General features: G+C 41.6%; 10 protein-coding genes. 1 reads left to right on the top strand and 9 read right to left on the bottom strand.

Going from position 1 to position 12,394, the window contains the following annotated elements; translation table 11 throughout:
- Positions 1 to 144 precede the first annotated feature (144 nt).
- The 7 genes from HQN90_RS09910 to HQN90_RS09880 form a co-directional block, all read right to left on the bottom strand.
- On the bottom strand, positions 145 to 1,635 hold the full coding sequence (locus HQN90_RS09910; protein WP_173217724.1) for a response regulator transcription factor: 1,491 nt from the start codon (positions 1,633 to 1,635) through the stop codon (positions 145 to 147).
- Positions 1,632 to 2,513, bottom strand: coding sequence for a sensor histidine kinase (locus HQN90_RS09905; protein ID WP_173217721.1), 882 nt, complete (start codon positions 2,511 to 2,513; stop codon positions 1,632 to 1,634). The genes HQN90_RS09910 and HQN90_RS09905 overlap by 4 nt, the downstream gene beginning before the upstream one ends.
- Complete coding sequence (locus HQN90_RS09900; protein ID WP_173217719.1) at positions 2,483 to 3,352, bottom strand: cache domain-containing protein; 870 nt, start codon at positions 3,350 to 3,352, stop codon at positions 2,483 to 2,485. Before HQN90_RS09900 ends, HQN90_RS09905 begins: the two co-directional genes overlap by 31 nt.
- Before the next feature lie 30 nt (positions 3,353 to 3,382).
- Positions 3,383 to 4,684, bottom strand: coding sequence for an ABC transporter substrate-binding protein (locus HQN90_RS09895; RefSeq protein ID WP_173217717.1), 1,302 nt, complete (start codon positions 4,682 to 4,684; stop codon positions 3,383 to 3,385).
- Between the two features lie 69 nt (positions 4,685 to 4,753).
- The gene (locus HQN90_RS09890; RefSeq protein WP_173217715.1) at positions 4,754 to 5,791 is read right to left on the bottom strand and encodes a galactose ABC transporter substrate-binding protein; all 1,038 of its coding nucleotides are present in this window, start codon (positions 5,789 to 5,791) and stop codon (positions 4,754 to 4,756) included.
- 246 nt (positions 5,792 to 6,037) lie between these two features.
- A complete protein-coding gene (locus HQN90_RS09885) occupies positions 6,038 to 6,976 on the bottom strand; it encodes a magnesium transporter CorA family protein (RefSeq protein WP_173217712.1) in 939 nt (312 codons plus the stop codon).
- A gap of 75 nt (positions 6,977 to 7,051) precedes the next feature.
- Complete coding sequence (locus tag HQN90_RS09880) at positions 7,052 to 8,749, bottom strand: CocE/NonD family hydrolase (RefSeq protein WP_173217710.1); 1,698 nt, start codon at positions 8,747 to 8,749, stop codon at positions 7,052 to 7,054.
- A 299-nt stretch (positions 8,750 to 9,048) separates the two neighbouring features.
- On the opposite strand from HQN90_RS09880, the gene HQN90_RS09875 reads away from it, so the two are divergent.
- Positions 9,049 to 9,666 (top strand): TetR/AcrR family transcriptional regulator, encoded by a 618-nt coding sequence (locus HQN90_RS09875; RefSeq protein WP_173217708.1) that lies wholly within the window; start codon positions 9,049 to 9,051, stop codon positions 9,664 to 9,666.
- Between the two features lie 100 nt (positions 9,667 to 9,766).
- On the opposite strand, the gene HQN90_RS09870 is transcribed toward HQN90_RS09875, so the two are convergent.
- Both HQN90_RS09870 and HQN90_RS09865 read right to left on the bottom strand, forming a co-directional pair.
- Positions 9,767 to 10,924 (bottom strand): RCC1 domain-containing protein, encoded by a 1,158-nt coding sequence (locus tag HQN90_RS09870; protein WP_173217706.1) that lies wholly within the window; start codon positions 10,922 to 10,924, stop codon positions 9,767 to 9,769.
- 192 nt (positions 10,925 to 11,116) lie between these two features.
- Positions 11,117 to 12,373, bottom strand: coding sequence for a hypothetical protein (locus tag HQN90_RS09865; RefSeq protein WP_173217704.1), 1,257 nt, complete (start codon positions 12,371 to 12,373; stop codon positions 11,117 to 11,119).
- Positions 12,374 to 12,394 lie beyond the last annotated feature (21 nt).

Here is a 12,394-nt window from a genome sequence, read left to right as displayed (position 1 = left end):
CGCTCTAGAAACAATGTCCCCACCCTTCATCGCATAGCCTTCCAATGGCTTCAATACATACAGGATAACATGAATGTTGGCGCTTCCATGAGTCTCATAATTAATGTTGACTTGTCCATTTCTATGGTCAATAGACCTCTTTTACTATCCGTTTCTTTTCAACATCTGTTTATATTCAGTAGGGGAATGTCCCTCAATTTTTTTAAATAAATTCGTAAAGTGACTAGGGTTGAAATACCCGACAAGTTCCGCCGCCTCTTGTATCTGGACAGTTCCTTCTGCTAGAATTTCCTTGGCCTTGTTAATACGAAGTTCAGTCAAGAAGCGCATAATTGTAAACCCCGTTTTCTGATGAAACACGGTACTCAAGTAATTCGGCGTGACATGAAAATGCTCCGCAATTAAGTTTGTACCGATCTCGTTCCTATAATTGGACTTCATGTATTGGATAACTTTCTGCACAATGTCCTGGGATGGTTCATCCTTGTTCATACGTTGCAGCAATCGTTCACCATGCTCCTTCAAAAGCACAATACACCTAGACATGGACGTGCCAGACTCAAGCTGAATTCGCAATGTTGTTGTTAAATAAGTGCCAATTGATTCCATAATGCCGCTACCTTCAAAAAGACGTTCACTCGCTGCAGCGTATTGCTTAATCGCAAACAACGCATCCATATATTCTGAGTACCGATTCTCGCGGTAAGCCTTAACCAATCTCTCCATTTTTTTGCACAGTTCGTGATGTTCACTACTAAAGTGCTGAAACGAATGGTTGTTCCACATTTTACCCACCCCCTTCAAGATACGAAAAATGCTGCTCTGAATGATACGATTCACATATTGATTAATATCATGCAAAGGTAAATGCTCCTGTGAAGAAATGACCGTTAGCTTCAATTCAGAAGTATTCCAGCTATCAATAATTTGTTGCAGTCGCAAGATAAATTCGTTCCAGCTTTCCTTGTCTTTGACGCTGTACCGAGGGCCCCCAACGATCGTATACTGACCACTCGGGAGGGCAAAGCAGGTAAGCAGCACTCCTTTTGCCGTAAACTCTTCAACAATCCGGTTGATTGAGATGTATACCTGTCTAAACAGTAAGGATTCAGCTGTTCCTTCTAAAGAACAATCCCAAAAAACGACAGCCATTTGAACATGCATGTATGTATACTCATCCTTAAAGCAAACATTATCCTGCTCAAATCCATAACACAGATTCTGCACGGAATTCGCGAATTGTCTTTGTTTGTCTACAACCCTTTCTTGAATAGATGCCTTTGCAGAAAGTAAAGCTTCCCGCAACTCCCCTAAACTAAGAGGTTTTAGCAAATAGTTAAGGACACCAAGCTGAATACCTTCTTGTGCATAAATGAACTCCGAATAGCCTGATAAAATAAACCATTCCGTGTGAGGAGAAACAACCTTACCTTCTCTAATAGCTTCAATGCCATTCATACCAGGCATCTTGATATCCACAAAAGCGATATCCGGACGCTGCGCTTGAAGGATGTCTAACAGTTCAGAGCCATTGCCCACTACTCCGACAATTTCCCACTCACCTTCCATTTGGCGAATCATACTAAGTAATGTTTGTTGAGCTAAATATTCGTCATCGGCAATTACTATTTTCAATTGAATGCCTCCTTGATAGGAATTCGAATATGTATGCAAGTGCCCTCTCCAATCTTGCTGTCCAAAGCAAATTCACCTTCGGGATATGCAAGCTGCAAGCGTTCTTTAACATTGGTTAGACCTACACTTTTCCCAGCTTTACTTACATCAAATCCAGCACCATTATCCGTAACCGAAATAGCTAGCGTATGATTGTTCACCACATGAACATCGACGTTCAATTCCCTTTGCTGATTCAGAGGTTCAATTCCATGAATGATACTATTCTCAACAAGTGGTTGAAGTAATAACTTTGGAATTTGAACGGTCATGCTCTCTGTATCATATCGAATACGGTACTGCAAACGATCCTGGAACCGGAGCTGCTGCAATTGGCAGTACCAAGTGAGAAAGTCGCACTCATCCTTAACGCAAGTCCAATCTCGCCCAGCAAGAATATACCTAAGCATTTTACTAAGGTGAATGATCGACTCTTCCAGCTTCTCATGCTCTCCAATCCGATTAAGACCAATAAAGCCATTTAAGATGTTATAAAGAAAATGGGGTTGGATTTGAGCTTGCAAGGACCGATATTCCGCTTGCTGTTGATTAAATTTCGCTTGATATTCGCGAACAATAAGCTCTTCCACTTGATTAATCATTCGATTAAACGCTAAACCAATTTGCGCTACCTCATCCGTCCCCCTAACTTGCAGACGTGTTTGCAAATTACCGATTTCCACTTTCTTCATCGTCCAGATGATTTCTTTAAACGGACGAATAATCCACTTTGATAAAAGAAAGAAGACAATGACAGTTAAGAAAAGTCCGCATACAGCGAACAATCCCCCGATAATGTACAACCACCTTAGCTGAGAGATAATTTCTGAATTTGGCAAAAAAAAACCAACTTCCAATGGGCTGTTCCAATATCACGGCGAATAACCGTGTACGTATTTTCATCCTCTACTAACGAAACTGAGGACTCCCCTACGCTTTTACTCATTAATGGTGATAATGGTGCTGTGGAATAAACCACCTGTTGATTGTCATCGAGAACAGCAATGGTAGCGTTTACGTTAAATTGGAAATCTTGAATTAAATTCCGCAGCACCCCAGTATCTGCATCGGCAATAATAAAAGCAAGCTTTAACTCCGTATCAGGATCTCTTATAATCCTAGCTACCGAGAATACATCTGTCTCTAAAGGCTGCTTCAAGTAGTCTTGCTTATGACTACCAATAAAGACGGCAGACCCCTCTGCTGCCAACGCTTTGCGGTACCATTCTGTGGAAGAAAAGGGATAATTGTTAACTGGCGCTGTCAAACCTGTTGATTTGGCATAGATGGAGCCATCTGAAGTGACCAGCGTAGTTCCTGATATATCTTTTCTCGACATGCGAATAAAATTATGGAACTTTTCATTCAGCACTTCATCCATCTTCAATTTCTCAAGGGGGGAAAGCTGCGCTATAGGATCTTGTTTGGCTTTATATTTAAGCGCCTTCATAATATCGCTGTCAAAGTACGGCGTTAAAGTGAGTCGCTCCAGTTCATTCAGATAGCTTTCAATGTTTTTCGTAAAGGCAGCAGCTGTACTTTCGGTATATTGTGTTGTCTGATGCAGCAGCAACTTTTGAAAAAAGTTCGGTAGAAAGAATACGATGATAACCGTTGGAATAACAATCGTCCAGAAATACAGCATCATGAGCTTAAAGCGAAAAGAATCAGATCTCATTTCGTTCCTGCCTCCTAGCCTCTAGCCCTTTTATTTGGAAAGTCGATTGACTTCTTGTTTCATAAGTTGACCGAACTTCTCTGGAGCTACATCGCCTGCTAGCAACTCAATTCCCAGACTCCGCATCACGTCCCACATCCCATTTGGCAAATAGATACGATCGAAATAGGGGGTGACACGTACTTGTTCATATAGCTTATAGAACGGTACAAATTCATGTTCGGGAGTTACACCCTTCAATCCTGGCGGAATTTTTACAACGTCTGCAATTTTTTTCATATTGGACGGCTTTGCGAATTCATTCACTAGCAGCTTTGCTTCGGCCAAATGTTTGGATTTTCTCCAGATGCCCATGGTGTTGCGTTCTCCGCTTGAAAAAGCAGGTTTTCCTCCCACACTTAATGACGGAACTGGCATAATACCAATTCGTGTTTTCGGATTCACTTCATACGCATCGTCTGCAAAAGAGGGAGAAGCAAATGAAAATGCGACTTTACCTTCGGCAAACAACTTGGGCAAGTCGCTGTATTTTGCCGTGAAAACATCTTGATTGATATATCCTTTATCGAACATTTCCTTCCATTTCATGGCAAGCACATTCCACTGGCTCCAGTCCGAATCTGTCGCTGTCAGCGGGTACTTTTTAAAAACATCAGACTTTTCAAATAGAGAGCTTGCGAAATAATCAAAATACTGTCCGATCGTCCATGAATCAATGCCGGAAAAAAAGAAAGGAACGACTTCTCCGTGGCTTTCTTTCACAATCTTATCCGCGGCCATCATCAACTCATCAAAAGTAACTGGAACTTGAGTGTGATATTTTTCTAAAACATCCATGTTATAGGAGAAGCCATCCCTCGCTTCACTAATAGGCAATACATATACTTTCCCCTCGTCATCCGTTACAACCGATTTTATCGTATCTGTCAACTGACTCGCCCACGGCTCATCTCTAAGATCCACCAAATACTTCCCATATCGAATCTTGGCCCAACCATGTGTGTCGAAAATATCTGGCAACTCGTTGGTGGCAAGCTTAACTTTCAGAATCTCTTCATACTGAAAACCAGGGAATTGCAGTTCCACTTTAATTTCCGGGTGTGTGGCCTCGAAGGTGCGTGCAATCTCATAATACACGTTTTGTACTCTTACATCGGTCACATACATGTAGACGGATAACTTTACTTCGCCCGAGGATGCGATCTTTCCATGATCCACCGCAGCCACCTGCTCCTGCTGATTGGATCGCCCAGTATCAGCTATTGTGCAACCCGATAGCATAAGAGAGATGGAAAGCAGCAAGTAGACGAATAGATCCACATATTTTCTCATCAGAAGCCTCCGACTTACCTATAATTTTCTTCCTTGATTCAAAACGGTTACTATTCAATTTGATAACGCTTACCTAATACTGTTTGATAGATTAATGCTCCTATTTCCTTTCGTAATCTTTTTATACGGTATCCAGACATATAAACCATCTGCCATTTCGTAGCCAATGTTGGTTTGATCCGGTATCTGTCCAGAGGCCAAACTATGAGCCACGGCATAGGTTGCTTTTCCTTGATTTACTGCATCATTCAGCACGGTTCCCAGAAGTGCCCCATCTTCCATCGCTTTCATAGCCGAGGCTGTGCCATTGACCCCAACAACGGGGATAAATCGATCGGCTGTTATAAAGCCTTTCTCTTGCATTGCGTCAATCGCCCCAAGCGCCATATCATCGTTATTGGCAAAAACAGCCTCTATTCGATCCCCATATAAACCTAGAAATGTCGACATTTTCGCTTTCCCCTTTGAGCGCTCCCACATTCCCGTATCCTCAGCTAGCTTTTCCACCTTAATACCCGCATCTTCTACGGCTTTAATGGCGAATTTGGTTCGCAACTCGGCATCCTGATGGCCAGGTTCTCCTTTCAACATCACATATTGCAGTACATCATCCTTGTTTTTATCCGCTTCCGGATGCGACTTAATATAGTCAACGATCAGTTGACCTGACATTGTACCGGATTGTTCCGCTTTAGCGCCGACATAGTAAACCTTGTCCCATTTTTTCATAGCATCTGCCACAGGCTCCCGGTTAAAAAAGACCACAGGAATGTTGGCTGCTTTTGCCTTCGTAATCATTGCGGCTGCTGCAGTCCGATCTACGGGGTTAATCGCAAGAGCATCCACCTTTTCTTTCACAAATTTATCCATTTGATGATTCTGAGTTGATTGAGAGTTGCGACTATCCGCGAACTCGACGATGACATGGCTATCAGCTGCTGCAAGTATGCTGTTCCTCACTTCTGTCATGAAAGTATCATCAAACCTGTAAATTAGGACTCCAATTTTTAAGGGAGCATTAGGATCATCTGATCGCATGATGCTGCATCCGCCCATCATAAGTAAAAGTGGAGTTGCAAGGATGTATAATTTCACTCTGTTCTTCATCACATAGTCTCCATTTAAACAAAATATAAATATTCCCATTATCCTAGAATATTTATATTTCAATGTACATGCATTTTTCTCATATCTCCTACTCTATTTTTAAGGTTTCTGGTGACGGTACTACCATGTTATTCATTAGAATCCGCCTTCGTAACCGCTTGCAAACAACTCCATTCTATGGCGAATATTTACTATTTGAAAGGGGAAAATATCGTTTCTTTTATGTACTAAATTCGTTGTAAAAATTTATAACATCCTTCTCCTCCATAGCGCAAAACCAATCCAAATAACAATAACTAAGGCTATTACAAGTGTAATAATCCATGAAAAGGGATCTTTATCCGCAATGGGTAAGGAAACATTCATACCAAAGAAACTAAATACAAGTGTAGGCAGCGTTAAAAAAACTGTAAATAACGTAAGAGTTTTCATTGTTTTATTTAATTCATTAGATATTAGGGAAGAATACGACCCCGTTATGCTGTTCAAAATTCTTGTATATAATTCTGTGGTTTCAATGGCTTGATTATTTTCAATTTTTAGATCTTCCAGAAGATCTTTGTCATCCTCATATAAGGTTAAGGATTTGGTACGAAAAAGTTTGGTTATAACATCCGCATTAGCCTTTAAAGAAGTGAGAAAATAAACTAAACTTTTCTCAATCTCCATTAGGTCATAGAGTTGCTTGCTTGTCAATGAATCACGCAAATGACTCTCTATTTTAAGACGCTGTTTGTTGAGCAGCTTCAACTTTTCAATATACAGCGTTGAAAATGACAATAATATCTCTAATGCAAAACGACTCTTCATCGAAGTGTTAACATGTTTCTTGATCATATTTTCTAAGGTGTTACTCGACTGGTTACAAACCGTTACGATGTAATCCTTTCCTAAAATTATTCCAATAGGAATGGTAATATAAGACTCAAATGGATGGTTATTAACATCTATAATTGGAAAATCATTGATAATTAGTGTGCAATCTGTCTCTTCATCATATTGAATCCGTGCACTTTCTTCTAAATCTAACGGATCTTCTAAAAATTCAATTGGAATATGACAAAGTTCAGATACCTCTATAAGTTCTTCCTTTAATGGGGCAGTAATATTTATCCAACAATCCTTTTCGAGGTGCGCTATCTTTTCCAGAATTCCATCGCCAGAGGATTTATAGGTAATCAACATCAGTTATCACTCCTTTCTTAGGTACTTCAGGAAAGCCCAATAGTCCGGGCCATATAGCCCGAACTCAGACTTTCACTAGTCTTTCGTTGGAATCACGGGTACCAATAGGAAAGAATCATACTTTCCGCCGGCGTAAATCGAATGAGTTCCATTGTTCACTGTTTCCTTATGCCCATAACCTCTTGAAACTGCACCTGCTGAGAGATCCTCGATAATGATCTCGCTGCCTTTTATGACCAGTACCAGACTTTCTCCACTGGATAGGAAAATGCTTGCAGGCAAAATCTCAATTTCTACCGGCACAATCTCGCCTTGATTAAGTTTCAATAATCTCTTATGCTTCAGTACTGGTTGATAAGGCGTAGATCTCTCTGGATCCAGCTCTCTATGGGAAACCCTCAGCCAACCACTCGACACTTGACCGTTCTCAAGATGGTTGAAATCAGGCAGGTACACTTCATTGCCGCGTTTGTCGTACTTCTTAATGCCGACAAAAATATCCATATCATCCGTGTCTTCGGTGGAGACCCAGAGCTTGAGCTTCATATGGCCGGTCAGCTCGATGTCCTCGTCAGCGGTAAATGTAAACTTTACATCATTTTTTTCTGTCTGACCGGGCTCGGCATTATAAGTAAGTTTGGTTTCGTTCTGAACAGGAGTTTGCTGCAGAGACGTCTCTTCGCCATTCAGATAAAGTTCTGAATATTGGGTATGAGCTATCGGCCATTCATTCGCGCTGCGAATATGTCCCTTATAGAATTTCTCTCTGACCTCGTAGCGTACCCGAGGCGTTTCCTTCCAATCATTTTCAATGCCTTTCAGGAAGTAATCGAAGAACTCCTTCTGCAGTTCCAGCGATTCACGCAAATAGTAGGTTTCCCACTCCTTGCGGCCATGGACTACCAGCCACTTGTCTTCGGATGAAGCCTGTTTAAAACCTTCAAAGGTGCCGCGGGAATGCAAGCCATGAGTCGACCAGCTGGCGCAAACCAACATGGGTACCTTGATATCGGACAATTTGACTTCTCTTTCCTCCCAGTGCTCATCGAGTAACGGATGTTCTTTTTGCGATGTTACCATTTCTTCTATGTTGTTATTTGGCCACCGGGTATGTTGCAACTTCTCGAAATCAGCTGAGAAAGCCGTTTCCGGTATTCCGCCGTGAAAGTACCATTCCCGGTACAGATCAGAAGTCCCTTCCCACGGGATGATCGCCTTCAGATGTGGCGGATTCATAGCTGCCACCCGCCATTGGGTCATGGCCAGATATGACACACCGTTTAGTCCCACATTGCCATCGCTCCACTCCTGAACACCTGCCCATTCGATGACTTCATAATAATCCTCAGTTTCCGTTTTCGTCCAAGGATAGAGGTCACCTTCCGAATTTGAACTACCCCGCGTTGCGATTTTAATCAAAATATAATCGTTTGGCACCCAAAAACCGGGATCAGGTGACTCAAATGGCGCAAAAAGAGATGTAACGATAGTACCTACCGTCGGCCAGACTTGACGAAAAGTTTCATAGGGAGGTAAACCATCTTTATTATACGGATCCATACTCATTACCACCGGAAACTTCCCGGGTTTATTCGGACGGAATACATTGACGTATATGGTGATACCATCCCGCATTTTGATGGGAACATCCTTTTCCATGATCATCTCTTGATTTCCATAATGCGCAGTAGTCATGACTATTTGGTTCAAACCTGGTTTAGTGTCATTTGGATGTGTCGGTTTCAGATCAGGACGGCCTATGAATTTGTTCATTTACCATGACTTCCTCTCATTTTAAAAATAATTTCTGGAATCCATAAGCTTTCGTTTAAAACAGTATCCCCAAATTTGCATATTTGATGTCAAATTTTGCTTAGCGCAGCGCATATTTTCGTTAAAAGGTTGCCTGCCTCCCTCCTGGATGTTAAGTTATAATAATGAACACCCTGTTGTTTATTACATTTCAAATTATAAAATTGGAATAGACTCTGTTCAATAATTAAAAATGGCAAATGTGTTGGTTACGGAACACCTTTCATACATGTGTTGGATAAAATTAAGGAGGGATTTACTTGCGTAATATAAACCCTGATTTACGTGTCATTCGGACCAAAGAATCTATTCGGTACGCACTCGTAGAATTAATAAATGAAAAAGGTTTTGATGCTATTACGGTTAAAGACATTACAACCAGGGCGAGAATTAATAGAGGCACATTTTATGCACACTATCAAGACAAGTTTGATTTAATGACGAGATGTGAAGAGGAAATTATGCTTGATATGTCCAGACTTACCAAACAAAACTATCCGAGTGTGATTGCCGCACTTGAAATTGACTCTCAGACTTTGACACCATTTTCTTTTACAGTTTCATTATTTGAGTATTTACAAATCAATAGTGGATTTATGAAAGCTGTGTTAGGTCCAAGAGGTGATTTATCCTTTCAAACTAGATTGAAGAAATTCATGTGGGAAACACTCTATGGCAATAATCCTAATGCATTTGTAAAAGAAGAAAATCTTCTTGTTCCAGGTCAATACTTAGCCGCTTATATGGGAACTGCAATAATAGGGGTAATCCAACAATGGCTGGAAAGTGGCGGGAAAGAATCTCCTCAAGAAATGGCTCGTATCCTAACGACCATTTCGGTCAATGGTCCCTTCTTTGCAGCTGGTTTAAAAAAATAATTTTCAAAGAAAAGCAAAGAATTGGGCTGACACCGCTGCAATATCGGAAAAAAGACCAATTCGCAGGCCTTTGAAAGGCTCAAATTGGTCTAAGTTCTCATTATTTCCTGAATTCTACTTGTCGCGGTTTACTGTCCAAGTTTTGGAATTGATCCAATCCCCACATCCAAACCGTGCCATCTTTTTTGATAACGGACTCCGTCGACAAAGAATTCCCATTTATAGTTATATGGATAGAAGCAGCATCTTCAAACCCATCTAATTTAGATAAGTCCTTCCAGGCGTTTTGAGGCGTAGCTCCAAGAGCTTCCCACTTCTCGACAAAATAGCCCCAGCCCCAAACCGTACCGTCTTTCTTCACAAAAAGCGAATGATCATTGCTGCTGGCAATGTCCACGACATCAGAGAGTTCTTCAATTTGATAAGGTGCAACTGGCGTCAGAGCAGGCCCGAGGTTCTCTTTGGATATAATTGTTCGTCCCCAAGTCCATACCGTACCATCTTTCTTAATGGCATAGTGGTTGCTTTCTAGCTGAACAATGTCTTTTAGATTTTTAAGCTGCACAGGTTTCGAATATCGGATCGAGTCGTATAGGGACCAGTTCGAACTTGGCCTTGGGCTGTACTCATCAATGTTCCAAACAGTGCCATCCTCTTTTAAAAACGTCACATCATAAGAAAATGACATGTCCTTAATATGATCCAAACCTTCAAGTAAAACAGGCTCTGATTTCAATGAAGTAGACGGATCGTTTCTTACCCAGCTAGGTGCGGTTTCAAATATCCATGCCTTTCCTTCTTTATCAAGGGCCAGTCCAATGCTACCAAACACATCAATTTTCACGATATTTTCCAAGTGAGGGATACGCTCTCCCAAAGTTGCAGATAGGGTGTCCTTTAGATCGATTGTCGCAGTTCCGGAGTTTAGTTCCACCGTCCATACGGTACCATCCTTTTTCAATGCAAGCGTGCTACCGCCACCTGAAGCAATACTTTTTACATTTGTAATGCTTGTTGCTCTAACCATCAGATCAGGAAAAAAGCCATCCTTTACCGAAATCGCATGCTGTGCCAAACACCAAACATCACCTTGATCATCAATCGCCAAACGGGGATCTGTCAATTGGACGATCTTGGACTGATCTTTTGGTGAAGTATCTGCTGCTATTGCTGTTAGCGGAGCAACACTGGAAAGCGATAGTACAGATAGTAATGCAGTTGATTGAGCCATTCGTTTTGGCCAATAATTAAACTTCAAATTCTCCATCTCTCCTTCAATTGGGTATTTCATCATCTAAACCCATTTTCATCCATAATTTTAGACGCAAAAGCTCGGAAAAAGTTTCGAAATTTATACATTTTGTAAACTATTTCCAAAAGCGAACAACGCAAGAAGATCGTTTTACCGGGACCACGGTAGAACGATCTTCTTCTTTTCTTCGTTATATCATCAATTGATCGGATTATATTCGGTTACACCAAGAGCCTTGTTGTGCCATAAAATATCTTTGATACGCTCGTCGTCTTCGGAGCTGCATCTGATCATCATGACTACTTCCGTCGGTCTTGTTCTTCCAAACAGATCCAGAGACGGCAGCTTCTTAATGACTAACCATTTGATTAGAAAGCCAAGAACCCCACCGCTAACCAATCCGTATAACGCCCAGAGGACAGGCCCCTGCTTGAGCACAAAGCCGTAGATGCCGCCAACTAGCATGAGAATTGATCCCATGATGGTGGAAAGGTCGATGAAGCTTACACCGTCTGAGTAATGAGCATTATCAAAGAGCTTTTTATTCTTGTTTCTTATTCGAAGCGGCAAAGCGAACATATCTGATTTCTGGATGCCCGTCTGTTCCAGTTCGGTTAAGGCCAGCTCGATTGCAGTTGAATGCTCAAACGAAGCGACGATATACATGAATTCCCCTTCTTCCGCAGGTGCAAGCGGCATGATGAACGCGGCACTTTGATATTCGGAACACAAAAATTGCGATTGGGACAGCTTGAATTGAAAATTCGTTATAACGGCCTGAGAATATGCGAAATACACATAACCGCCGTAGATCGACGGAATGAACAAGTACCATTGTGGATCGATAACCGTTTTCGCTTTTTCAAAATCACCGATGCACGTGTAATACAAGCCGACATAGAACCGAGAGAAGCCGATCGTAATCGTCCAGGTGACCACGCTAAAGAAGAACGAAATCAGATGATTGAGATACAAGGAACCAAGCCCAGGCATAATCATTTCCCAATAGGTCGCGGTAATCGGACTAACCTTGTTCAACGTATTGATACTAAAGGAAGAGGCCTTGGTCGTCTTCGTCAGAGTGGTCGTCCGGTAAGATAAGACGTAGTTATTGTTCATATCCACGCATCTGCGGTAAGAGTCGAACATCGTAAACACATACACGCCAATGTAGAGGTAGAAAAAGCGCAGATCGATGACGTCCATTGCGCCCTGGAAATTACCGATCATGGAGAAGTATATGGCCTGATTGATTTTGGCGAGATTGTTGACAGTAAATTCGAAAATAATGAGCGAATACCCGATCAAAGGATAGTTGATCATGCAATGTCCATAACCCGGAAAGGCCGCCGACCACCAAAGAGGAATCCACGGATTGATGGGGTATTCAATGCTGGAATTAGATGGGATGCTATGCATCAAATGAGAATAGCGTTTAGTTAGTTGTTGTGCCAAATTAAAATACCCCTATGTAGG

Origin of the sequence: Paenibacillus alba (assembly GCF_013204855.1) — a bacterium.
Classification (GTDB): Bacteria; Bacillota; Bacilli; order Paenibacillales; family NBRC-103111; genus Paenibacillus_E; species Paenibacillus_E alba.
This window is presented reverse-complemented; position numbering and strand designations above follow the sequence as displayed.